We start from the raw sequence: 23,798 nt of genomic DNA, 5'->3' as shown, positions 1-23,798 counted from the left end.
AAATTCAGGCTATCGGACCTAACTAATGCCATCACGCTTTAGCAGCTCGCACAGCCGACGGCGCGCGGAAGTTTCCTGCCCCACTCTGGAAGCTCGCGGCGATCGCCGCGTGCCATTGGTCAGGTTGCGGCTCAGCGCAGCCGGATGCTCGCACCGGCGCGTTCCGGGCGCGGCAGCTCCGCGTGCCTATGCGCAAGCTCAAGTATGCGCTCACTGACACTTCCCTGCGCAGGTCCACTGCGTCCGCTGCCAGTCTTGACATGAATGAGCATCTGCTCGCCTGTTGCCGCCGGCTTCTCGTCGCACTCACGCCTAAGCACGTGGAAGACATGGAGGCGCTTATCGTCAGCTCCCAGGACATGCGTGAGTACCTCAACGTGGTCGCCGGCGTGCAACTCCCCAAGATGCGACAAGTGCGTCTCGAGCGTGAAGTAACTGCCGAACTTTGAGCGGTATTCGCTGTCAATACCGACGCAACTGAGCAGGTTGTCAGTAGCGATGCCGCAGAGCTGGAGGTAGCGGCTCTCAGTGAGGTGGCCGTTGTAATCGATCCAGTCAGACGGAATCTGGCGCGTCATCAGCAACGGGCGGCAGCCGTCAACGAGCTTGGGAGCGCGATCACGCAGCCCCTTTTCCCAGCGCGCGACTGTCTCGCCCGCGCCATAACCCTGAGCGCGCAGACCCTGCAGCACAGCCACGAGGCAGTCGTCGCGCTTCCGTTCGAGCTCGGAGCTGCTCAAGTTCTCGGCCCGCGCGTCTCCGCGCTCATCGGTCTGCTCGGCGAGTTTGTCGAGGAAAGCCTCGGTGAGTTCGGGGACTTCAGTGAGCTTCGTCCACGGCTGTTTCAGCGTCACAGGCCCCCATTTCGCCATGAACTGGCGCATGCCGGCCCCGTCCCCGCCGACTCGGAAGGGCCCGATGATCGCCCTGCGCACCCCGAAGGAGTAGCGGATCGCGTCATCGACATCCTGCACGGTGGCGAGATTGTCGTGCACCAGCCATAGCGCTTCTCGCCACATGGCCTCCTGCAACCGGTTCCCAATGAACCCGTCTATCTCTTTGCGCACCACAAGCGGGTGCATCCCGACCGCCCGGTAGATCTCCGCCGCTCGCCCGAGCGCCTCAGGCTTTGTGCTCTGTGCAGCGCACAGCTCAACGAGCGGCAGCAGGTATACCGGGGTGAATGGGTGCGCGACGAGCAGGCGCTCGGGGTGCTTCACCGCGACCGCCAGCAAGGACGGCCGCAAGCCCGAAGTTGAGGAGCAGATCAGCGTCTCGGGAGCCGCCGCCCGGCTGGCATCCGCAAGCAGTTGCTGCTTGAGTTCGAGGCGCTCCGGCGCGGACTCCTGCACGAGCTCCACACCGCGCACCGCGCCTGCGACGGACTCCACCACCGTCAGCGAGCCCTCGCGCGGCAGCGGAAATTGTGTCAGCCGCCGGTATGCGCGGCGCGCGCTAGCCAGCATTTCCTGAACACGCTCGATCGCCCCAGGCGCCGGGTCATACAGCTGTACGTCCACTCCGTTGAGGACAAACCGCGCCGCCCAGCCGCCGCCAATTACCCCGCCCCCCAGCAGCCCTACCGTGCGCACCGGCTGTTCAGACATGAACTTTTGACCTCTCAGCCCTGAATCTTCAATGCAAGCTTCTGGCGCACATCATCGGGGGACATCACCCGCACGCCCATCCTCTCGACGATCTCTACCGCCCGCTGCACGAGCTCGGCGTTGGTCGCTAGCCGCCCGCGGGAGAGATACAAATTGTCCTCCAACCCCACGCGCACGTTCGCGCCGACCAACGGGGCCAATGCCGCATACGGAAGCTGCATCGGTCCGATCGAGAAGGCCGAGTAGACGGCCCGCGGCGGAAGCTTGTGCACCAGCGCCATCAGCGTGGTCGGATCGTCCGGCGCACCGTAGCGAATTCCCATGCATAGCTGAATCAACGCCTGCTCGTCGATCAGCCCCTCCTCGATGAGGTCGTGTACCAGCACCAACTGACCGGTATCGAACACCTCGAGCTCTGGACGCACACCGATCTCCTTTAGACGCGCGGCCATCGCGCGCAGAGTCCCGGCGGTGTTCACCATAATGTATTGGCTGCGGGCACCCCAGTTCATCGTGCCGCAATCCAGTGTGCAAATCTCAGGGCGCAGCTCTTCCACATGCACCATCCGCTCAATCGCGCCCGCCATGTCCGTCCCCGCCGGGTTCGGCGGCAAAGGAGAGTCCGGCTCACCCAGCGTCAGGTCGCCGCCCACCCCTGTGGTCAGGTTAATCACAGGATGCACATCGGACTTCCGAATGCGTTGCACCACCGCCCGATAGAGCGCCGGATCACGCGAGCCGCGCCCGGTTTCGGGATTACGCACATGAATGTGCACCACTGCAGCTCCCGCTCGCGCGGCCTCAATAGCCGAGTCTGCTATCTGCTCCGGGGTCACCGGCACATGCGGACTACTCGGCGCCTTGCCCCCCCCCGTGACCGCACAGGTGATGAACACCTCGGAGATCATCTTGACCTTCTCCTTCTGAAAAGATTGGCCTGTCCTAAGCGGGACAACTGGCGATAATTAATACTGGGCTACGGGATGCGCTTTTAGTTGTTATAGACAGCACGCGAGCAGAAATGCTGCGCCTAATCGTCGAATAGGAAGTTTATGTCCCCAGCCTTGGGCGCCGAAGGTCATCTGATGTTCGGAAGAGATTGGTCTCGACATCTGCGCTCACAGGCCCGCAGCAGCCATTATGGATTGACTCACCGATGCAATAGCGGAAACCGCATCCGGCAGTATCTCGATCGACTGCTTTGAAATGCCGCGCTCCACGCGCGGGTTAAGCATCACCCCATTGCGGAAGCCAATATGCGGCTGGTTTGTTCCCGGATCAGCGAATCATCCCGTCCGCCCCTTCGGGCTGACGTGGCCATCAAAGAGCAGGGCCGCACAGCGCGAGCGATACGGGCGATTGCGGCGCCAGCGCGGACGACACCTTGTACTTCGCAGAATTTCCTCAATCACCCGCACCTTTTGTAATTTTTGGACTTCAACCGGCTCGCGCCATCGAGACACTAAGCGAAGGCGAAGAGCCACCACCGAGACCATCAAGCCTCAGGGTGTCCCTGGCTGCCATGCCGAGAGTGTCGCATAGTCGATCTCCAGCAACGAGGCCAAACCGTGATCCACCAACTGCAGGTGCTCGCGGCGCCGTATCACCTCGTACTTTCGATTCTTATGAAATGGCCCATTTTTCTTTGCGCCCCAGAAGCGGGTATCTTCCGCTTCGTACCAACGCCAGGTCACCTCTAGCTTAAGGCACGGCGGCAGATGTTCCACGCAATATCTCGCACCCATCGCCGGCTTGGGTTCAAGGAACTTGTCGTTGACGGTGGCAGCGCGCCGCTCCGCGCGGAATGTGCTCAGCCGCCGCTCAGGGAACTCGGCCCAGCCGACAACGACGATGGCCCGAGACCCGAGATCACGCACAAATCAACTTTCCCGTGCTGCAGACTCGCCGGCTGAAACAAGCGAACGAGCTGTTGAGCTCCAGGCCGTTCAGGCGCGGGCGCCCACATCGGAGCAGTGTCCGCAACCGATTTGGCCGCGCGCGATCCTCCCGTAGCTCGGCGCGTTGGCAATCACATTTTGCAGGTAGACGAGCTGCACCAGGAGCCCGCCAAACCACCCGTCCCGGACAATGCGGGCAGCCTCGGCTTGTAATCTGTCCAGGGATCTGCCCGCGGCCACCTCCCTACCGCGAAGTTGAACGCTCGGATGTGCACTTCGAGATTCAGACCTGAACTTTGAGCGTCATTGGCGCCTGGCGACGGCGCTCGGTTCAACAGTTGGATCGGTCCGCCACTTGCATCGTCGCAATTCGCCATGATCGCTGAACCACCTTCGTTCCCAGGTGACAGGCGCCCATTGGCAGAGCGCAGGGCAATCATGTGGCCTTGCCTTGGTGTGGGCCGCAGTGATCGCTTGCTGAGCTATAAGGTGCAGCCAGTATCGATTGATGCAGCTACCGATGTGCCCGCGCCTAAATTCGGCGTTTGGGCACCCTCTTTCGAAGCGTTTCATTCCGAAGCTGAACATATAATCCTGCACGCTCTCTCTAAGCGCGTGTTGCACAAAACGCGGTCAGCCGTACTTGTGAGAACATCGCATGGAGGCTTTTTTTTCCGCACGACCGAATTTTTTCGCGGCCATTGACCCTGATGCGCTCGCGAACGCCTTCCGCTAAGGCTGATGCGTCTATTCGGATAGTCTGGTCGACAGAAAGTGGTTTCCGGCCGATCGTGGAAAATGAAGATGGCAGGCAAGAACAGAAGATGACAAAAGATACTACCAACGACAGCACCGCGGTCACCCCAGGGCCGTTTCGCTCGTCGATCATGCAGATTGAGCCACAATGGATCGATCTTAATGGCCATCTCAACATGGCCTATTACAATGTGATGTTCGATAGCGCCGCCGGCCAATTATGGACAATGCTTGGGATCGGATGGTCCTATATCGAGGAGCGCAACTGCTCGACCTTCACGGCCGAATGCCACGTGCGCTACTTGCGCGAGATCCATCTCGGTGATCCCGTGCAGATTTCGGTCTGGCTGCTTGAGGCCGATGACAAGCGGCTGCACACCTTCAAGGAATTGCGTCACGCAGCTGAAGGGTGGATCTCCGCCACCTCGGAAAACTTGTCGCTTAATATCGACATGACATCACGCAAGGTTGCACCCTTTCCACTGGACATTCGAGAGCGCCTGGCAGCGCTTGCGTCGACTCACAGGGCCGTGCCACGGCCGGAGGGTATTGGCCGAGCTGTCGCGATGCAAAGGAAAAGGTGAGCCGCCGGTGGCGCTGCACTAAGACTGTGCGTACTTCCTAGGATGTAACATCAGATGAAACGTGATCAGAAGGCTATCTTTTAGGAGAAAGCCTTGAGCGTCAGAGATCGTCTCGCCCTGAGCGAGACGTAGTGGACCGTGTCTCCGGTCCACTCATCTTCAGCCGGACCAGGGCGGTTCGACAGGACATGACAATCTTCGTCGAGCGCGTTATGTGCATCGTGCGGCCCGCTTCGCCATGGCTTGATTTCCCCGCGTTCAAAACGTTTTTGGTCGTTCTGACGGGCCGGGAGTCGTATCAGCGAAGTCTGATCGTCGGCACAATTGCTAACTCGTATATGGCACGGCTGTAGATACTGCCGAGATTTATCCGGCAGGAAAGCCCTTGGATGTGCACATGACGGTGGCCGGGATCAGCAGAGCCGCCCGATCCCCTAAAGGCAAAAAATCCAGCTGGCGGACTAGCGAACGAATGTCCTCTTGAATGCCATGGCGCCGGCTCCTACGCGCCTAAGTTCGTTGTTGGCGCCCGTTCGCGACGGGCCGCCGCACTTCGTGTTAGGGGGCTTGATTGCTGCACCTTTAGAAGGAAAGTGCAGCAATTGCGACCGAAAACCCTTTTTTTCAACCGCAAAAGATGGGGCGGCGTGTCACCATGCGGCAATTGCGAGCGCCACCTTCGTGGACGGATTTGTTGAAGCGAGCCTTAAGGACTCAAAGTTCATGTCCAATATATCAAAGTCCCCGTCTGGCAAACTTCCACGAGCGGTTGGCTTGCTGGGCGGCGGAATCATCGGCGGTGGTTGGGCCGGACGGTTTGTTCTGAGCGGCGTGAACGTTCTGCTGTACGACCCAGCTCGCGGTGCGGCCGAGGCTGTACGGAAGGTCATTGACGACGCGCGGCGGGCATATTGGCGCCTGGGAATCCCACTGCCGGCCGAGGGAACGCTGAAGGTTGTGGATACGATCGCAGAGGCGGTTTGCGATGTAGAGTTCGTGCAGGAGTCCGCCCCAGAACGGCTGGAGCTCAAGCAGCAATTGCTCGCCGCAGCCAGCCGAGTTGCGGCACCCGAGATCTTAATCTGCTCGTCGACGTCGGGGTTCATGCCGTCGTCACTGCAAGAAGGTGTCGATCACTCGGAGCGTGTGCTCGTCGGACATCCGTTCAACCCTGTGTACCTGTTGCCGCTGGTTGAACTGTGCGGCGGGCGCAGCACGGATCCTAACGCGTTGGACCGTGCGGCGGAAATCTATCGGTCCGTGGGCATGCGCCCGCTCGTGGTGCGCAAGGAAGTCGACGGCTTCATTGCGAACCGGCTACAGGAGGCGATCTGGCGCGAGGGCTTGTGGCTGGCGCATGACGATGTAGCCACTCTGGAAGAGATCGACGACGCGATCCGTTACTCGTTCGGACTGCGGCTGGCGGTGAAGGGCCCCTTCAATATCGGCGGGAGTGGGGCGGCGATGCGGCAGATGTTGGAGAAATGGGGACCCGATCTCACGTCGAAATGGACGAACTACTCTAACGTGCCTGAGCACAACGATGCATTCATTGACAAGCTCGCCGAGCAGTCGGACGCTCGCAGCGAGAAGCTTACCAGCGCCCAGCTCCAGCAGAAGCGTGACGAGTGTCTCGTGGCCGTGCTGCAGGGACTTCGCGCCGAAGGTTACGGCGCCGGCGAGACGTTCCTTCGCTGGGAGCAGGCCCTGCGCTTGCAACCTGACAAATAGCCGTATGCGAGTTGACCGCGCTGTAGTTCGTACAATGGAAACAGACTACACGTGCGCGGTTCAAAGGCTAGGTCGCAAGGCTGCGACAGCTGGGTGACGGCACCGTTGGGTGGCGAACGGGATTTTCTCAATGGGCGTAGTTTGGCTGCGCCGCTGGCGGATTTTGCCCTGATCGTCTGTCGTGGGTTCGGCTCCAGTCTAGTGGCGGGGACAGCCTGCTAATGGATCCCGACCTGCCTCTCGCGTGATAGCAACTTGCTGACGCGCGAGTGGGCAGCTCTGGAGGCAGATCGACCGGCTCGAGCTCCGAGGCGGCCATTTCACAACACCGTTAGAATTTGCGTCGACCAGCATGGGGACGCTCGCGTCTATTCCCTGATGATCCCAACCGCATTCTTCCGCGAGGTCCATTTCCATGCCGGCCCGCTTTGTGGGAGCTAGATGCTAAATTCGAGTAGGCGGAGAAGCCGGTCAGTTTTTGCGATTGGACGGGCCTTGGTCGACGCTTGCTCCGAGTTCACCAGATTGTGCCGTGTCACACTCCAGTTTGTCTTCACCAACCCGCTCTCTTGATCAGGACCGTAGGCACCTCTGACCGGCTATCGCAAGCGCCCACCTGACGTAGTGCCTCGTGCACAGCGCCATCGCTCTTGCGACCGCCGATTGACGATGTTGCTGTATACCGTCACAGTATTCTCAATGAACTTGATCGCCAGCAAGAGCACGACCTTTGTCCTGACGTAATCGAAACTCGTTCTGGTCTATATGAATATCAGAGAAGCGGCCAAGCGGTGAATCGGATCTGAATCTAAAAGGCCTCCAGCGAGCGTGTCGGAAGCCTTTTTTGGAGGTCAAAGTTGGATAAAGATATCCGCTTCTTTTCTGATTCCGGCGGTTGCCGTAAACTCACCAATTGCGTTGAGCGTGGAGCAGCATTGTGAGGCTGTTTTGGTTCTTCAACTCATACGCGGCGCCCGGCTTGGCGATATTAGCCTGCAGAGGTAGCGCGACGGTGCTTCCGCTCGCGTACTTCTGGTCCAGCATTGTGTAATTGATCTCGGCCAGGAAGGTTAGGCCTTTGACCGGAGTCCAGGAGGTGTATGTACCGATAGCCCCATAGTTGAAGTTGGGGTTACAGCCAGCGAGCCCGCTCGACAGCGCAAGGTTCGTCACGACCGCACCGCAGATGTAGCCCTTCGCCGTGCTATTATAGCGAACGGCGGCCCACGAACCGTAGAGGGTACTAGCCCAGTGCGGGTCCCAGTTGTGGGTGTAGCCGCCGTTGAAGCCGTAGGTCGTGGTCAACTCCTGGCCGGAGCCAGCCACGAACACGGAGTCGGAAACACCGGCGAGTCCGACACTCTGGTAAGCACCGGGCAAGTTCGTGCCGCCGTACATCGCGAAGACGTTGGAGTAATAGCTTCCGAAGTTGTAGCGGCTTGCACCGTTCGTATACACTCCTGACATGTTGATCGTGTCACCCGGGCCAGTCGGGATATTCTTAATCGATAACGCCAACTGACCAGCCCAGCCCCACTTGTCGCTCGGATAGCCAGTGACCTCTGATGCCCCATAGTAGCCAGCATGGTTGTCGTGAGCAGCGACCGATGCCTGGAAAAGGCCCCAGGCCTGATCAACGCGTAGCATGGCGACAAGATCAGGAGCGCGTGAACCGCCGGTGTTGTTGGCGCCGTACTGACCAAAGGCGATACCTGCGGGCGAGGCAGCGCTCACGTTCCAGATGCCCCCCTGATAATTGTTCACTTGATCCTGAGCCGAGAAGGAGGCCGTGATGCCTTGGCCGAAATCGGCTGTATAGGTGAGCTGGTTCACGCGCTCCCAGCCGGCCGCGCCCACCGCTTCGTACCAGTTCGCCGGATACTCGGACCAGGGCGCATTGAACTGCGACTGTGCCCTACCAATAGTGAAACCAGCGAATTGGATGAAGGCGTCATAGACGCCAAGCTTACCACCGGCTATCGAGCCGCTACCGTTCGTTCCGGACGGGGCTCCATTATACGCTGTTGCCCCACCCGTGAGGCCCGTCCCCGCTCCGTTGTATCCGCCCGAATACCAACTGAATACTCCTTGGAAGTAGGTACGGAGCACACCATATTCCGTTGCGGTCCGGGTATCGATATTCAGGGCTTCACGAGAAAAGGCCGTGTAGTAGTTGCTAAGACGATTTTGCGCGCCCCCCAAACCACTGTCGGCAGGGTAGGCGTAGGAATTTGTCCGCACGCCCAGCTCGACTCGCACATAACCACCAAGTTTGACGCAAGTTTCGGTACCCGGGACGAAGTAGAAGCCGGCGCCATACAACGAGCAGATCTTCACGTACTCCACGGCCTTGGCCTTCACGGGCAGATCGGCCGCCTGCGCCCCGGCGCCGACGAACATCGCCGCCGAAGTGAGGACAAGACTCTTCGTCAATTTCATCGATGAACCTCCAAGTTGGAAAAACGTCATTCCTTCCAGATCCGCCGCTGCAGCCGCACTCCATTGGGTGCGTCTCGACCGATCGACCTCGAGGCCCCCCTCGCTGTCCACACCACAGTAATTTTAGATATCAATTACTGCAATTAATTAATTTTCTATATCAATATTTGCTGGGAAGGTGTGCTGATTCGGCAACGAGCGCACCGTCGTAAGCCAAACTTTATGAGTTCGACCTCAACTGGTGAAACAAGGGGCAATTTGCCAGCAAATCGTCGATTTCCAGCCAATACTAATTATTCCAATAAATTGAATACATTAATTAATATATTGATTGCAAAATTACCCCTAGGCTCTATGTCGAACGGGGATACCTGACTACCCGCCTCTATCGCCAGCGAAACGAAAGACCAAACATGGCAGTGAATGAATATCCTGAGAGAGCGGTGCGGGATTTCATCTGGAACATTGTCGAGATCAACGCCCATCTCGCAGAAATACATAAGGGTTGGGCGCAGATACTCGGGATCTCCGAATCGCAGTGGTTGATCCTAATGGCGATCGATGAGCTCGATAAAGGTCGCGGCGTTTCGGGAACAGCGGTTGCGAATAAGCTGCGCATCCATACTGCCTTCGTTACCACCCAAACGAAGAAGCTCGAAAAAATGGAATTCCTCGTCCGTGTGACATCGCCGGATGACGCCCGATTTCTGGAGATATCGCTGACCCAAAAGGCGCGGTCTGAAATCGCCAATCTGTCAATCAAGAGGCAGGTGCTCAACTCGACCATGTTTGCCGAGCTTGATGAGGAGTCACTGCGGTACCTGAACAAACGGCTCACCTCGATTGCCAAGAATAGCCGATTGGCATCGCAAAAACTGACCATAGGCATATTGTAGCTGCCGCATCCACAACGACTGCCCGAACTTGCCTTTCATGGCCCCCTCGAGAAGGAGCACCACTAAGGCGACCTAATTATGGGACACCCCGAATATCGACAGCGTTGGCGAGGTCTTCACCTTTATACCGGCCGCCATGCCTGCGAATCTGAACCGCCGCGAGCTTGTTTTCGAGCCATCCAAATATACAATCGTCCGAGGTGACGAAGTTTTCGATCTCCCCCCTGGGGGTCTGCGCCGCCGGTGATACGGCCACCTCCAGGTCGACGCGCGCAGCGGTGCAGTCGGATTGCAGGTTCATCGCCTCCGAGGCGCTGACCATGCCGCGCCCCCCAGCAACCACCAGGACCGGACATTTCAAATGTCGCGCGAACCGCAAACGACGGATCGACTGGACGTCCTCGTCTACGATATCGGCTGTCCCCGCCATCCAGCTGACAGATGCCACAGTTGAAGTCCAATTCCAAAGGCCACCGTCGCAGACCGCCGCAGCGATCCGGTGATCAAACACAGCGAAATCGGTGGCTAGAGCAGCCGATAATCCTTCTCCATACACGCCGATCCGAGCGGCATCCACGTCAGACCTCGCTGACAGGTAATCCACACAATAAGAAAAGAAGTTTTCCGGTTGGCCGGGCGAGTGATTTGAGAAGTCGTCGTGACAGACAACGAGGAGTGAAATGTCGCGGCCAACTGCCACGGGCAAGAGCCTTCCGAGCAATCTCGCCCGTGTCTCTTCTTCCCTGCTGATGCAAATGACCGCCGGGCTACGTTCATCGGATTTGGCGCCGGGCAAGAAGTAGGCTTCGAATTCGCCTTGATCAACACAGGCGAATTTTACCCGCTCCACCTTCTTCAGGCAGGATCCGAATCTCTGAATGCCAAATTCGACCTTCGCCGAAATTTCTTCGCTTAGTTCATCATCTTCATCGATTAGCCGCCTGGCGACCTCGAAGGCGGTCAGCGCGCTAAGCCAAGCCTCGGTTGCCTCAGTGAATGCTCCCTTTTTGAAATTCAGATCACAAAGCAAGCACTGAGCATCGCCGATCTTGATCCACTTTGCGGCCCAGTTTTGTCGACTGCTTGCTGCCCAGATGCTCTCAAGCTTGTCCAGGAACACCGCGGCACCTCGCCGTGTGGACGCAAGATCCCCCCATATTTGGGGCCAAGCAGCGCAGAACATCCGGTTCGCCTCTTGATACCGAATCCACTATCAGATCACACGAATATTACTTTGCCTTCCCAGCCGAATTTCCTCAATGTCAGGCCTAGCGTTGCCGAAATTCTGCTTCCTATCTCGCAAGGCGCACGCTTTCCGTCTCGTGAGCACGACACGACGTAATCCTCGTTGAGCCCATACGATAAGCTGATGCGGAGACCGGAACGTTCTTGAAGTTCAGCGTCTTCAGGCCAGCGCCCCAGTGCGGGTTACGGCACGTCGCAGGCCAGATCAAGCCGGCGGGCATCCTAGGCGGAGTAGAACCCATCTTGAAAATGATCGCAAGGCGTTCCGCCAGCAGCTTGGAATTGAAGACTGCGCCGGGACAGCCATTCTCTCGAACCATTGCTGCTCGGGCTGGGAGCCCGAAACTGCTAACAGTTGGTGAGCCGACCTCTTTTCCTGTGCTCACGGTGAGGTGAGCCGTTTCGATTCCTGGATTTGCCTTGACGTTTTCAATTCACTCGCAGTCAGACACTTGATCCGTGTGGCCCTTCTCCAAATGGCAGCCCATTCAAGCCGATAGGCGTGCCAGCTCCCTACGGACAGTCGAGTAGCCCCGTGGAGAGCGCAAAGTCCTCTCCGATTTGAAAATTACCTTCGAAGCGGTTGATCTAGGGCCAAGTCCCTGCTGCAGCGGCACCAGCGTGGAATGCTCGCAATTGGCTATTTGACAATCAGGCTGCGGGGCGTCGAGGTCAAGGGCTCAAAACCGTTCTCAGTGACGGCGAAGGGTTGCGTGATGCAGACGCTCTTGTCCTCCAGCCAGAGGGCAGCCATCATGTGGAAGCACATACCCGGCTTAAGCACAGTATTGTCTCCCTTCCGCAAACTGGCCGTACGCTCAGCTGATGCGGGTGGATAGCCTATTCCTTGAGGATAGCCGAGCCTCGCCTCTTTTTCATATCCATGACGCGCGAGCGATTGGGCGTACGCTGCATGGACTTCCGAGCATGTACGACCGGGACGGACGCTTTCGAGGCCCGCATTTAGAGCTTCGACCGCAATCTCCGTGAATTTCTGGTAAGCGGGACTAGGCTTTCCGACGACAATTGTGCGAGCGAGATTGACTTGATAACGAAGACGAACTCCGTGAACTTCCATATAGACGGTTGTTGACGCCGGCAACGGATCGTCGGTCCATGTCGGATGTGGCGCAAGGGCGCGTTCGCCCGCACCAAAGAACAGACAGGAGCTGTCATAGCCTCCTCCGAATTCTGGGGTACCCGCTATCTGCTGGTGATAAACGCCGCAATGTCGCATTCACGTACACCGGGCTCGATTGTATCGACGCCGCGTTTTATCATCGCATCGGCGATGCGGCCGGCTTGACGCATGCAAACAAGTTCGGCCGGACTCTTCACGATCCGGATCCAATTGACGAGCAGGTCGGCGTCTACGAACGTTGCAAGGGGCAGAGCCCGCACAAGATCTGCGTGTGCGCGCGCGGAATAATAATAGCCTCCCATCTCCACGCCAATTCGCGCCGTTTCACCGTCGAGTTCTTTTACGATATCGGCCACAACGTCATATGCCGACAAACCAGCGTGCGAGTTTACATACTCGTCCGGATAGGTCCGGATATTCTCGGCTGCAAGATAAGTTCCCATCATTGCCTGCGGCCGTTCCATGAATCGCGCGATCCACACGGGTTCTTCGTGAGAGAGCGCTACGACCACCATTTGAGGCGTGTAGAACGAGAGGCTATCATAGCCAGTTAGGTAATTTTGGTTGGGGGGCTCAGACAGAAGAAGAATGTCAATCCCCCTCTTGGCCATTTCTTTTTTTACCGCCGTCAAGCGTGCTGCGAATTCGGCTTGTTCAAATGGAAGTGGCTTTTGCATTCTGCTGTAGCTCCAGATGTTGATTGACTAGGTACGTGGTCGCATGCTCGCATGAGATCAGACCTAGCCATTAGGACAGAGTGTCGTTGTGAGGGGTTGCCGTCCAAGAGCTGTCCGCGGTAGTTGAGGCGACCACCTCGGCTATTTCCCGGCTGAGCCGCGCGCGAATTCATTCATCGCTTCTCTGTGGTCGAGCTTAGTGCATCGCCCCGCCGTTTTCCTGCTTGGAATAGCTGCCAGGCATACAATTCCTGCGCGGCAAATAGCTGTCTAATTAGTTGGCTGGTCAGTGGGCATCGTGACTATCGAGTTGTCGCCATCAAGGCAATGTTAAGAGGCAGTTCACGTCGAACTAGATCTCTTGGTTTGTGATGGAAGGGACCTGCCTCGCATCTTGCAAACGATAGCGAGTAACTGCAGCTCTTTGAAGGGGTTACGACCCGGCCCGGCGGTTAGGAGTTCGGAGTCAGCCAAAAGCGTATCAAGGCCACAGAGTGTCAAAGCTCGCCGATGGAACTGGTGCGACAAGCGGAGACTCACGTAAAGTTGGCCGCCGACTCTTTCGGCCAGTCTCAAAATTGCAGGCGATCATGGGTGATGTAGATCTATCAAGCCATGCGTATGCCTGAAGACCGAGGCGAGAAGGTGAGCCTAGTGTGAAAAGCTCCGCGCCTTTGCTCCCGGATGGATCCGTAGGAAGCGCAACCGCGACTAGATGATTCCACGGAGTCTCAGTGTCTCGATGTCATCTTTCGGCACTCCCAACAGCTCGGAAAGAAGCTCCTCGGTATGTTGTCCAAGCACCGGGGGCGCCTGAGCCTCGGAAACTGGCGTAGCCGAAAACTTCATTGGAGAGCCTACGAGGCGAAGGCGCCTCCGAAAGGATGAGCCACATTCACGCACATCTGACGGCGTCTGACCTGGGGATCGTCGAAGACCCGGTCCAATGTGTTGATCGGTCCGCAAGGGACGCGAGCGGCCTGCAGAACCGTTAGCCAGTGATCGGTCGAGTGTCTTGACGTCAGTGATCCGAGCTGTGGGATGAGGATGCCGCGGTTCTGCACGCGGGCCGCATTGGTCGCAAATCTTGGGTCCGCACACAGATCGGGTCGGCCGGCCACAGCGCAGAACCTGGCGAATTGCCCATCGTTGCCGACCGTAAGGACCATCTGACCATCGGACGTCGGGAATGTCTCATATGGCGTGATGTTTGGATGGGCATTGCCGAGCCGGGTTGGTATTCTCCCAGACGTCAGATAGTTCTGAGCCTGGTTGGCCAAAGTTGCGACTTGAACGTCCATGAGCGATAGGTCGACATGCTGTCCATCACCGGTGCGTCGCCGATGTCCGAGCGCAGCAAGCATCGCGACAGTCGCGTACATTCCTGTGAACAAGTCAGTCACGGCGACTCCCGCCTTCACGGGACCACTTCCAGGCACTCCATCCGGAAGCCCCGTAACGCTCATGAGACCGCCCATAGCCTGAATCATGAAGTCGTAGCCGGCGTGATCCTTGTACGGGCCAGTCTGACCGAAACCGGTGATTGAGCAGTAGATCAAGCCGGGGTTCAGCTTGCGTAAATCTTCGTAGGCGAGTCCGTAGTTGGCCAGTCCCCCAGCCTTGTAGTTCTCGATCAGGAAGTCGGATTTCGTCGCCAACTTCTTCGCCAGCTCTTGCCCCGCCGGATCTTTCAGGTCGATGGTGACCGACTTTTTCCCGCGATTGCATGAAAGGAAGTACGCAGCTTCCGATGTTGGGCGGCCCGCGCCGTCTGTGAGGAAGGCTGGCCCCCAACCCCTGGTGTCATCTCCTACTGACGCTCAATCTTAATACCTTCGGCACCGAGATCGGCAAGTATCTGTCCGGCCCACGGCCCCGCAAGAACACGGCTCAGGTCCAGGACGCGAAGCCCGCTCAGGCACCCGCTCATTTGGGACTCCTAGTTGAAGGCCTGGATGCCAGTCTGCGCCCGCCCGAGGATGAGGGCATGGATGTCGTGCGTACCCTCGTAGGTGTTCACCGCTTCGAGGTTCATCACGTGTCTGATGACGTGGAATTCGTCGGAGATCCCGTTGCCGCCGGGGTGAAACCAATATTGTGGGTGCACTTAATGATTGCTCCGATCGCTCCCGGTAAGAAGTCCTTGCCGGAGTTTTAGCTGGATTGTTACCCGCTCTTGCGCGATCGGTACGTTTTGCAAACGGCGCAAATGTGCGTGTCACCCACCCTGAGAGTTCGTCCATGGACCTTCGTCAGCTCCGATATTTCGTTGGTATCGTGGAACACGGGTCTATTGCTAGGGCGGCTGATGATTGCATGTTGCCCAATCGGCCATCAGTCTTCATCTGAACCGGCTTGAGAAGGAACTGGGCTGCAGTCTGGTTCACCGCACCCCCAGGGGCATCGTGCCGACAGAGAGCGGGGTTAGGCTTGCCAGCCGCGCCCGGTCGGTTCTGACCGATATAGGGACAATCGCAGAAGAGGTGCGAGGTATAGAAGCGGAACCGTCGGGCAGTGTGATCGTCGGAATGCCCACTTCGCTCGGCATCGCGTTGACGGTACCGCTTGCAATAACGATCCGCCGCCAGTACCCGCTCATCCGACTTCGTATCGCAGAAGGCTTGTCGGGTCATATGTCTCAATGGCTGCTGGCAGGCCAGCTCGATTTGGCGCTCGTGTTCGGCAGCAACATCATCTCGGGAATTTCGAAGGAGCTGCTCGCCAGAGAGCACTTGAACCTGGTGGGAGCTGAAGGCGCTGAGGCGGTGTCCTCGTGCAGCGAGATGCCTGTATCGGCACTGTTCGATTTACCCCTGATCCTCCCAGGCCGTCCGCACGGGCTGAGAGAGGAGGTTGAGCGGGCAGCATCCCGGCACGGCCACAGGCCCAATGTAGTCATGGAAATCGATTCTTTGGAGAACATAAAATCGTTGGTCGCTGAACGCATCGGATATACCGTGCTCTCTGCGCGAGTGGCCGAACACGGATCGATTTCCGCGCGCCTGAAGTGTCGTCCGATAGCGGAGCCACGCATCGAAAGGTCGATCTACCTGGCGCGCTCGTCCAAGACGCCCCCTTCCATGGCTGCGAGCAGCGTCACGATGGTGCTTTCGAGCCTGTTTGCCCAGTCGAACCGTTCACTGACGGACGACATCGGCGCGTGATCGTGTCGGCCACTTAATCACAGGGGAGATCGCGAGCCCGCTCGAGGCGGGAAGACATTGTGCCCGAGCCAGGCGAGCCTAGAGCGATGGACTGGCAACGATCGAGGTTCCACGGGCCTTGGATCCAGCTTCAGCGTGCTTTCGCCTGCGGCACGAAATCCTTGCCGACCGAGATCGCGCGTGGATCGATGATGCAGTGGAGGATCGCCGGCTTGCCCGAGGCCAGCGCCCGCTCGAACGCCGGCGCGAATTCTTCGGTGCGCTCGACCCGCTCGCCATGGCCGCCGAACGCCTTCGCATACATCGCGAAGTCGGGGTTCTTCAGCTGGGTGCCGACGACGCGCCCGGGATAGTCGCGCTCCTGGTGCATGCGGATGGTGCCGTATTGCGAATTGTCGACGACGATCACGATCAGCGGCGCGTCGTACTGCACGGCGGTCGCGAATTCCTGCCCGTTCATCAGGAAGCAGCCGTCGCCGGCAAAGGCGACGACGACGCGATCCGGATATTGACGCTTGGCCAGCACGCCGGCCGGCACGCCGTAGCCCATCGAGCCCGAGGTCGGCGCGAGCTGGGCGGCGAAGCTGTGGAAGCGGTGATGGCGATGGATCCAGCCGGCATAGTTGCCGGCGCCGTTGCAGACGATCGCGTCCTTCGGCAGGCGGTCGCGCAGCCAGGTCATGACCTGGCCGTACTGGAACGTGCCCGGCAGCTCGCGCGCCTTGTCGGTCCAGGCGAGGTAATCGGCGTGCGCCTTCGCCGCCTCGCCCTTCCAGGCAACCGCGCCTGACGGCTTCAGCGTCTCGACCGCGGCGGCGAACGCGGCCGGCGTCGCCTGGATCGCCAGCGCCGGCTGATAGACGCGGCCGAGCTCTTCCGAGCCCGGATGCACATGGATCAGCTTCTGCTGCGGGGTCGGAATCTCGAGCAGCGTGTAGGACGAGGACGGCATCTCCGACATGCGGCCACCGATCAGCAGAACGACGTCGGCATTGTCGATGCGTGCTTTCAGGCCCGGGCTCGGCCCGATGCCGAGATCGCCGGCGTAGTGCGAATGATCGGCATCGATCAGCGAGGCCCGGCGGAACGAGGTCGCGACCGGCAGGCCGAACCGCTCGGCAAAGCGCGCGATGCTCTTGGTCGCTTCATCAGTCCAGCGCGAGCCGCCGAGGATGACGAGCGGCGCCTTGGCGCTCGCGAGCATCGCGCCGACGCGCTCGAGATCTGATGGCGCCGGCCAGCTCACGGCCGGCTCGATGCGCATGGCATCGGCAACGGCGGCGGTTTCGGTCAGCATGTTCTCCGGCAGCGCGATCACGACGGGACCGGGGCGGCCCTGCATCGCGACACGGAAGGCGCGCGCGACCAGCTCGGGGATACGATCGGGCCGATCGATCTCGACCGCCCATTTCGCCATGGAGCCGAACACCGCCTTGTAGTCGAGCTCCTGGAACGCCTCACGCTCGCGCATGCCGGTATCGACCTGGCCGACGAACAGGATCATCGGCGTCGAATCCTGCATCGCGATGTGGACGCCGTGGCTGGCATTGGTCGCGCCGGGACCGCGGGTGACGAAGCAGATTCCGGGGCGTCCGGTGAGCTTGCCATAGGCTTCCGCCATCATCGCAGCGCCGCCTTCGGCGCGGCAGATCACGACATCGATCGGGCTGTCATGCAGCGCATCGAGCGCCGCCAGATAGCTCTCGCCCGGCACGCAGGTGACGCGCTCGACGCCTTGGGCGACGAGCTGATCGATCAGGATCTGGCCCCCGGTGCGGGTGTTGCGGATGGTCATGACGGCTCTCTCCATGGAAATATGTTCGAGCGCTTCGCGCAATTGTTGTCTGACGGAAGTAGCATGGAGAAGATGGACAAAATCGCACCCCCCTCGGCACAATGGAAGGCGACCTGTTGTTGGACGACAAGAAGATTGTATCGGCGTCGATCATCCAACTATGGTGCGCGCTCCGGCAAGTACCTTCATAAAGGTGAGAAGCGCGAATATGTGACAATCAGTATGAGACTAGGACAACTGACTTGTCGCAAGGGTGATTCGCTGGCATGCGTCCTCGAGCTGGCTCGCGGATGTGGCGTACGAGATCCGGAAATACGGCGCGAGCCCGAAAGCCGAACCCGGAACGACGGCAACACCAACGCTGCGCAGAAGATATTCCGCAAAATCGATATCGCTGTTGATGCATTCTCCATCCGGCGTCGTCGTTCCGATCAGTGCCGCACAGCCGGCAAAGGTATAGAACGCGCCCTCGGGCACCCGGCAGGTGATACCTTCGATCTTGTTTAAGGATCTAACGACCAAGTCGCGCCGCGCCTGGAAGGATCGGCACCGCTCCGTGACGATGTCCGCGGAACCATTAAGCGCCGCAATGGCGGCAGCTTGGCTGATTGACGAAGGACAGGAAGTTGATTGACTCTGAACAACGGCCATTGCCTGGATGAGGGCGCGTGGGCCGCCGGCGTAACCAATTCGCCAGCCTGTCATGGCATAGGCTTTGGAAACCCCGTTGATCGTGAGAGTCCGATTGCGTAGCGAAGGCTCGAGCGCGACGGGTGTGACGAAACGAAAATCGTCGTATACGATGTGCTCGTAAATATCGTCCACCATCAGCCATACATGCGGGTGCGCCAGCAACACGTCGAGGATGGGCCGGTAATCTGCCTCCGAATAGGCCGCGCCGGACGGATTGGACGGTGAATTGAAGATCACCCAGCGCGTACGCGGCGTGATCGCCCGCACGAGATCGTCCGCGGTCAGGCGGAAGCCATTCGCTTCTTGACATGGCACGAACACCGGCTTTCCGCCCATGATTAGCACGATGTCAGCATAACTCACCCAGTACGGGGTGGGGAGAATTACCTCGTCGCCAGGTTCGAGTGTAGCCATCATGGCGTTGAACAGGACCTGCTTAGCGCCGGCCGATACTGTGATCTCGTTCTGCGCGAACTCAAGGCCATTGTCCCGCTTGAACTTGGCACAGATCGCGGCCTTCAGCTCGGGCGTGCCGTCCAGCGCGGTATATTTTGTTGCGCCGTTATCCATCGCGCACTTCGCTGCGTCTTTGATATATTCCGGCGTGTCGAAATCAGGCTCTCCCGTGCCGAGAACGATAACATCTTTGCCGTTTCGCTTAAGATCGCTCGCAAGGGCTGTGATCCTCAGGATCTGCGACACTCCGATTGATGCAAGACGGCTCGCCAAGCGAAATTGGGGGTTTTGAACTAAAGCCTTCACGTTGTAATCCTTGATCAGAGAACATCAAAGTTGGCGTTCTGAGCGAGCGGCCAACTACGAGCGAAATGGCCGCGCTCGCGGGCTGGCGCATATCCCCATTCCTTGCGCTGGATCGGGTCTTGTGTCTTTCAAGACTCTTGCTCAGGCAAAGGCGATTTGGGTCGCTCCGATTTGATTCAACGCTTGCTGCCGAAGCCCTCTCTGCCTGCGCATAGAACTCGACTTCGTCGTGGACACCGCACCAAGTACGGTTTCGAACTGCGCCCGGTTGGATTGCGCGGCGTAGTTCTTCTCGTTGTTGCCGAGATTGGACTGGAAGATGCCGGCTGCGCTGACGGGTAGGAAGTCCTCGTACACGATGAGCTGAAATTGCAGAAAAACTCCCTGACCAGTTCATAGACGGTTGCCGCCGCGCCCGGGCGGGTCGATGCCCGCCCGGCCGGAGTTGCCGAATAGCAAGAAGCCAAGCCCCTTGGAATGCAGTCCACCACCCCAATCGTGCGGCAATGAACGAAAGCGCACCGAGAGCTCGACTCGTAGTTCGACGCGTTCAGACCCGCAGGGTCGTTTTGAACATTTCGGCGTACCGACGCGAGCAACTCATCATAGAACTTGCGTCCCTTTGCCGCCATCGCGCCGCCACGTTGCTTAATCTCGCCAAAAAGCGCAGTGCCTGCCGTAACCTTCTGAGTGCTTTGTCTGAAGACGATGCGCTCCTCGCGCGCCTTGAAGCTGTTCTTGCGCAACAGAACCGGACAGTTCCGACGCGGCGGTCCTTCAATGATTGCCTTGGGAGCGGTGCCGCGTCCTGGCATGCCGGCTTGGAGGGCATCGATATCCAAAGTGCGCGGCGTCAGTGATTGATGTGCGGGCCCTCGAAGCTGACAATGTCCGCGATCAGGCGAAGCGCGCTATGGAGCTTCCTATAAGTGGCAAAATAGACGGTTGGGTCACTGTGCCTACGAAAGGTCTCCAATGCCTCGCGCGCGAACTCTTGCGCTTCCGACAGCGTCAGCGCCCTTTCTGCCTCGAACACTCCAACTAGCTCGAGGACACGCCGCGTGAAGACCCGCCGAGCGGCAAGGATCGCCGCGGCCTCGGCGCGAAGGGCGAGGTCTTCGATCAAGTCGACCCGAAGCAGGGGCGTGAAGACCCAGAAGGGATTTCGGCGGAGAGCATCTTCCGTGATCGGGCGAAAGGCGGTTGAGTGAACGGGGGCGCCGGCCACCGAAAGATCGTGATAGCCCACGGGGTCCATGCCCAGAACCGCGAAGAGACGACGAATGTCGTACAACTCTTGCGCAGTGCCGAGCCGGATGACGCCGTGACGCTCGACGCCAAGGACGTCAGCGACAAGCGCCAGGAGGGTCCCATATTGCGGAATCTCGGCGCGATACATGTCGGACATTGCGCGTGAGAACAGGTCGCGAATGTCATCAGGATGAGCTTGCCGCTCAGTCATCAAATCGCTCCGTGTTGGACTCTTCGGCATCCAACGACTTCCGCCAGGACCCATGCCGCTCTGGTATGTCCGACCAGAGATTATTGTTGTGTTTTCACTGCAATCAAACGATCTTTTGTCCTGAGATCATTCTCATGCGGAATGAACATGCATATGCCCCGCCGATTTCTGCCTTCGACCGCTCTGCTGGCCGCTTTTGAGGCCACCGCCAGAATGAGCAGTATCACCTTGGCGGCCCGGGAGCTCAGCCTCACCCAGAGCGCGGTCAGCCGGCAGATCAAGCTCCTGGAGGGATTGCTCGAGGTCGAGCTCTTTGCACGCGAACGCCAGAGCATCCGATTGACCGCGGCCGGCGAAGCCTACGCTCGCGAAATCCGCGAAGCGCTACGGAAGATCAGCACAGCCTCCTTCAACGTTCGCGCCAATCCCAAGGGAGGGACCCTCAATCTTGCGATCCTGCCGACCTTTGGCACGCGTTGGCTGGCGCCGCGACTTCCCCTCTTCTTCGCGCAGCATCCGGGCATCACCATCAACCTTGCAACGCGCCTGACCTATTTTGATTTCAGGACGGACGCACTGGATGCGGCCATTCATTTTGGCCCGCGGGACTGGCCCGGCGCTGAGATGGCCTTGCTGCGCTCTGAAGAGGTCGTCCCCACCTGCAGCTCCAAGCTGAAGAACCAGTATGATTTTTGTGCAGCGGGCGACCTCAAGAAAGCCCCCCTGCTCGGCATCTCGACGCGGCCGGGCGCCTGGGACCAGTGGTTCTCGGCCCAGAACATCGTGGGCGGATCCGGACAGATGATGTATTTCGACCAGTTCGCGACCGCCGCCCAGGCCGCGATGGCCGGCGTCGGTGTTGCTCTGCTACCGACCTTCCTCATTCAGGATGAGCTAGCGAATGGCAAGCTTGTTCGCGCTCTCGACCTGCCAATTGAAAGTGCTGAGCGCTATTACCTTGTATGGCCAACTGAGCGATCGAGCCATCCCCCCCTTATCGCATTCCGGGATTGGGTGCTCGCGGAAAGCGCTGCAGACCGATGAACAGCTTTGCGTTCAATGGCTACGATGTGAGCCAAGAGATGCAGAAGCTGAAAGTGAAACTCGCACGCTTCCCATACTTCGATCCTGAGCCGACTATGGCCTGCTAAAGGATCGGGTGCGTAAGTGCGCGAAACTTCGATGATGGCGGAGCACTCATGCGCGATTCCGGCCACCTCGCATCTGGCTGCTCATCCTGAGGATGCCTGGAAAGAACCTGGAAGGATAACCGACCATATCGCCGCGTCATGATGACGCTCCTGTCCATTTCCGGAATTCGCAGGTGATCCACGACCCGCTCGAATTGCTGCCTTGCCATTTTCGAATACAGGACCGCTATAGATTGCCGTGTTCACAGTTCACCAAGCCCATCATGTTGCGATTAGTAAGAAGCCACTGGAGCGCTCAGATCGGCATCGAAAAATAGCCCAGCGAGCGTTCGTCGCGGGGGAGACATTATGGCGAACGAACTCGGAGGATTGTGGGAGATGAGCTCCTCTCACACAGGATGGCGACAGGTTGATCAAGTTGAGCGGCTCGATGGCGGGCATTGCTCAGAATCGGCCTACGGCTGCGATCGACCTACGAGTTCAGGAAATCGAGGAGGTAGCGGACCGTGAGCTCAGTCGTTGGTATGATGAGGTCGTCCGACGCTCCAAATGTCGGCGTGTGGACATGCGACTCGTTGCCGGGCGCGCGACTGCCAAACCAGAAATAGATCGACGGCACGCATGCCGAGTAGAAGCCGAAATCGTCACTGCCCGCGATCTCTTTCCTATCATTGAAGGCGTCGCGACCAACACTCTCATGAACGATTTGCCGGAAGCGCTTGACCATGTCGGAATCATTGATCACGGGAGGCTCGCCGGTGCGGATGACGCAGTCGGCCTGGCCGCGGTGCATGGCGGCGACCCCGTCGGCTACTTCGCGCACACGTTGCGACAGCAACGCACGGCGGTCCGGGCTGCGGGTCCTAATAGTGCCCTTCATGACAACGGAGGGGCAGATGATGTTGGCGGCGGTCCCACCATGAATAGTGCCCACCGTAATGACCGCGCCGTCGTCGGCAGGCATTTCGCGCGAAACTACCTTCTGTACCTCATTGACAAAGGCGGCAGCGATGGAGATCGCGTCGATGCCCTTATGTGGTGCGGCGCCATGGGCCATTTTGCCAGAGATGGTGAGCGTGAACTGGTCGGCAGATTTGCTTACCGCACCTTCACGGGCACCGAATTTGCCAGCCGGAATTTCCGGACTGACGTGAAAGCCGACGGCTCGGTCGAAGCCTTCGAGCAGCCTCTCGTCTGCCACCGTTTGACCACCGAGAGGTTCAGCCTCTTCGGCTGGCTGGAAGAAGACGCGTACCCTACCCGCGAAGTTGTCCCGCATTCGATGGAATGCGAGCGCGGTGCCGAGCGCGATCGAGCCGTGCATGTCGTGGCCGCAGGCATGCATGACCCCATTGATCTGGGATTGATAGGGCAGATCGTCTCGCGCCTCCTTGATTGGCAGCGCATCGATGTCGCCTCGCACCGCAATCGATCGCTTTGGACCCGAGGCAGTGCCCTCGATGTCGACATAGAGGCCTGTATTGTGGAAGACCTTGATGCCCCTGAGGCCGAAGCGCTCCAGCACGCTGCGTATCCGTTCTTGCGTCTTCCATTCCGCATTGGAAAGCTCAGGCTCGCGATGCATGGCATGGCGCAGCTCGATCACCGCGTCGCGCTCGGCATCGGATATGAACGTGTTGCTGCGGCTGTTCATTCGGCTTGCCTCCACCACGCCCTTCGACCGGCGCTCCTTTCAGCCGAAGATTACACTGGCTCAAGGAAGAAGATCGGCTAACTGCCTGGCAAGGGTGCATTTGTGAGGCGTTTTCTCAACTCTGACGCAGAAGTCCATCGCAG

Annotated in this window: 15 protein-coding genes and 3 pseudogenes; 5 read left to right on the top strand and 13 right to left on the bottom strand. The window is 58.9% G+C overall.

Annotated elements, in window-relative coordinates:
• Positions 1 to 131: 131 nt before the first annotated feature.
• The 3 genes from QA642_RS39305 to QA642_RS39295 all read right to left on the bottom strand — a co-directional run bounded on the left by QA642_RS39305 (position 132) and on the right by QA642_RS39295 (position 3,484).
• Positions 132 to 1,607: a 3-hydroxyacyl-CoA dehydrogenase NAD-binding domain-containing protein gene (locus QA642_RS39305; protein WP_283081672.1), complete on the bottom strand. Its 1,476-nt coding sequence runs from the start codon at positions 1,605 to 1,607 to the stop codon at positions 132 to 134.
• Between the two features lie 14 nt (positions 1,608 to 1,621).
• Complete coding sequence (locus QA642_RS39300; RefSeq protein WP_283081671.1) at positions 1,622 to 2,515, bottom strand: 3-keto-5-aminohexanoate cleavage protein; 894 nt, start codon at positions 2,513 to 2,515, stop codon at positions 1,622 to 1,624.
• Between the two features lie 594 nt (positions 2,516 to 3,109).
• Positions 3,110 to 3,484, bottom strand: a complete 375-nt coding sequence (locus QA642_RS39295) for a hypothetical protein (RefSeq protein WP_283081670.1) — start codon at positions 3,482 to 3,484, stop codon at positions 3,110 to 3,112.
• Between the two features lie 845 nt (positions 3,485 to 4,329).
• On the opposite strand from QA642_RS39295, the gene QA642_RS39290 reads away from it, so the two are divergent.
• Both QA642_RS39290 and QA642_RS39285 read left to right on the top strand, forming a co-directional pair.
• Positions 4,330 to 4,845 (top strand): thioesterase family protein, encoded by a 516-nt coding sequence (locus tag QA642_RS39290; protein ID WP_283081669.1) that lies wholly within the window; start codon positions 4,330 to 4,332, stop codon positions 4,843 to 4,845.
• A 774-nt stretch (positions 4,846 to 5,619) separates the two neighbouring features.
• Positions 5,620 to 6,576 carry a 3-hydroxyacyl-CoA dehydrogenase NAD-binding domain-containing protein gene (locus tag QA642_RS39285; protein WP_283081668.1) on the top strand — a complete coding sequence of 319 codons (957 nt, stop codon included), beginning with the start codon at positions 5,620 to 5,622 and terminating at the stop codon, positions 6,574 to 6,576.
• 906 nt (positions 6,577 to 7,482) lie between these two features.
• Here the strand turns inward: QA642_RS39285 and QA642_RS39280 are convergent.
• Positions 7,483 to 9,015: a porin gene (locus tag QA642_RS39280; protein ID WP_283081667.1), complete on the bottom strand. Its 1,533-nt coding sequence runs from the start codon at positions 9,013 to 9,015 to the stop codon at positions 7,483 to 7,485.
• A 413-nt stretch (positions 9,016 to 9,428) separates the two neighbouring features.
• Here QA642_RS39280 and QA642_RS39275 point away from each other — a divergent pair, with 413 nt between their 5' ends.
• Positions 9,429 to 9,911 carry a MarR family transcriptional regulator gene (locus QA642_RS39275; protein ID WP_283081666.1) on the top strand — a complete coding sequence of 161 codons (483 nt, stop codon included), beginning with the start codon at positions 9,429 to 9,431 and terminating at the stop codon, positions 9,909 to 9,911.
• A 76-nt stretch (positions 9,912 to 9,987) separates the two neighbouring features.
• Here the strand turns inward: QA642_RS39275 and QA642_RS39270 are convergent, their stop codons facing one another.
• From QA642_RS39270 to QA642_RS39250, 5 genes and pseudogenes are all read right to left on the bottom strand, one after another.
• Complete coding sequence (locus QA642_RS39270) at positions 9,988 to 11,031, bottom strand: hypothetical protein (protein WP_283081665.1); 1,044 nt, start codon at positions 11,029 to 11,031, stop codon at positions 9,988 to 9,990.
• 765 nt (positions 11,032 to 11,796) lie between these two features.
• Positions 11,797 to 12,393: a M24 family metallopeptidase gene (locus QA642_RS39265; protein WP_283081664.1), complete on the bottom strand. Its 597-nt coding sequence runs from the start codon at positions 12,391 to 12,393 to the stop codon at positions 11,797 to 11,799.
• Positions 12,360 to 12,974 (bottom strand): Xaa-Pro peptidase family protein, encoded by a 615-nt coding sequence (locus tag QA642_RS39260; RefSeq protein ID WP_283081663.1) that lies wholly within the window; start codon positions 12,972 to 12,974, stop codon positions 12,360 to 12,362. Before QA642_RS39260 ends, QA642_RS39265 begins: the two co-directional genes overlap by 34 nt.
• A gap of 711 nt (positions 12,975 to 13,685) precedes the next feature.
• Positions 13,686 to 14,904: pseudogene (locus tag QA642_RS39255) on the bottom strand (CaiB/BaiF CoA-transferase family protein).
• Positions 14,905 to 14,913: 9 nt separating this feature from the next.
• Positions 14,914 to 15,054 (bottom strand): annotated as a pseudogene (locus QA642_RS39250) (acyl-CoA dehydrogenase); the annotation flags it as partial.
• Between the two features lie 232 nt (positions 15,055 to 15,286).
• On the opposite strand from QA642_RS39250, the gene QA642_RS39245 reads away from it, so the two are divergent.
• Entirely contained in the window at positions 15,287 to 16,138 is an 852-nt protein-coding gene (locus QA642_RS39245; protein ID WP_283081662.1) for a LysR family transcriptional regulator, read from the top strand.
• 130 nt (positions 16,139 to 16,268) lie between these two features.
• Here the strand turns inward: QA642_RS39245 and QA642_RS39240 are convergent, their stop codons facing one another.
• The 3 genes and pseudogenes from QA642_RS39240 to QA642_RS39230 form a co-directional block, all read right to left on the bottom strand.
• Positions 16,269 to 17,933, bottom strand: a complete 1,665-nt coding sequence (locus QA642_RS39240) for a thiamine pyrophosphate-binding protein (protein WP_283081661.1) — start codon at positions 17,931 to 17,933, stop codon at positions 16,269 to 16,271.
• A gap of 228 nt (positions 17,934 to 18,161) precedes the next feature.
• Positions 18,162 to 19,388, bottom strand: coding sequence for a pyridoxal phosphate-dependent aminotransferase (locus tag QA642_RS39235; RefSeq protein ID WP_283081660.1), 1,227 nt, complete (start codon positions 19,386 to 19,388; stop codon positions 18,162 to 18,164).
• A 237-nt stretch (positions 19,389 to 19,625) separates the two neighbouring features.
• Positions 19,626 to 20,850: pseudogene (locus QA642_RS39230) on the bottom strand (VOC family protein); the annotation flags it as partial.
• A gap of 147 nt (positions 20,851 to 20,997) precedes the next feature.
• Between QA642_RS39230 and QA642_RS39225 the strand changes: the two are divergent.
• A complete protein-coding gene (locus QA642_RS39225; RefSeq protein WP_283081659.1) occupies positions 20,998 to 21,894 on the top strand; it encodes a LysR substrate-binding domain-containing protein in 897 nt (298 codons plus the stop codon).
• 579 nt (positions 21,895 to 22,473) lie between these two features.
• Here the strand turns inward: QA642_RS39225 and QA642_RS39220 are convergent.
• Entirely contained in the window at positions 22,474 to 23,655 is a 1,182-nt protein-coding gene (locus tag QA642_RS39220) for a M20 family metallopeptidase (RefSeq protein ID WP_283081658.1), read from the bottom strand.
• Positions 23,656 to 23,798 lie beyond the last annotated feature (143 nt).

Source organism: Bradyrhizobium sp. CB2312 (genome assembly GCF_029714425.1).
Classification (GTDB): Bacteria; Pseudomonadota; Alphaproteobacteria; order Rhizobiales; family Xanthobacteraceae; genus Bradyrhizobium.
Note: the sequence above shows the minus strand (reverse complement) of the source record. Positions and strands in the feature narration are given on the sequence as shown.

Excerpts from the sequence above, each read along its gene's own strand:
- QA642_RS39265 (WP_283081664.1), bottom strand. The coding sequence starts at position 12,393 with ATGCGACATTGCGGCGTTTATCACCAGCAGATAGCGGGTACCCCAGAA.
- QA642_RS39275 (WP_283081666.1), top strand. The coding sequence starts at position 9,429 with ATGGCAGTGAATGAATATCCTGAGAGAGCGGTGCGGGATTTCATCTGG.
- QA642_RS39280 (WP_283081667.1), bottom strand. The coding sequence starts at position 9,015 with ATGAAATTGACGAAGAGTCTTGTCCTCACTTCGGCGGCGATGTTCGTC.
- QA642_RS39300 (WP_283081671.1), bottom strand. The coding sequence starts at position 2,515 with ATGATCTCCGAGGTGTTCATCACCTGTGCGGTCACGGGGGGGGGCAAG.
- QA642_RS39225 (WP_283081659.1), top strand. The coding sequence starts at position 20,998 with ATGCATATGCCCCGCCGATTTCTGCCTTCGACCGCTCTGCTGGCCGCT.
- QA642_RS39260 (WP_283081663.1), bottom strand. The coding sequence starts at position 12,974 with ATGCAAAAGCCACTTCCATTTGAACAAGCCGAATTCGCAGCACGCTTG.
- QA642_RS39290 (WP_283081669.1), top strand. The coding sequence starts at position 4,330 with ATGACAAAAGATACTACCAACGACAGCACCGCGGTCACCCCAGGGCCG.
- QA642_RS39220 (WP_283081658.1), bottom strand. The coding sequence starts at position 23,655 with ATGAACAGCCGCAGCAACACGTTCATATCCGATGCCGAGCGCGACGCG.
- QA642_RS39240 (WP_283081661.1), bottom strand. The coding sequence starts at position 17,933 with ATGACCATCCGCAACACCCGCACCGGGGGCCAGATCCTGATCGATCAG.
- QA642_RS39305 (WP_283081672.1), bottom strand. The coding sequence starts at position 1,607 with ATGTCTGAACAGCCGGTGCGCACGGTAGGGCTGCTGGGGGGCGGGGTA.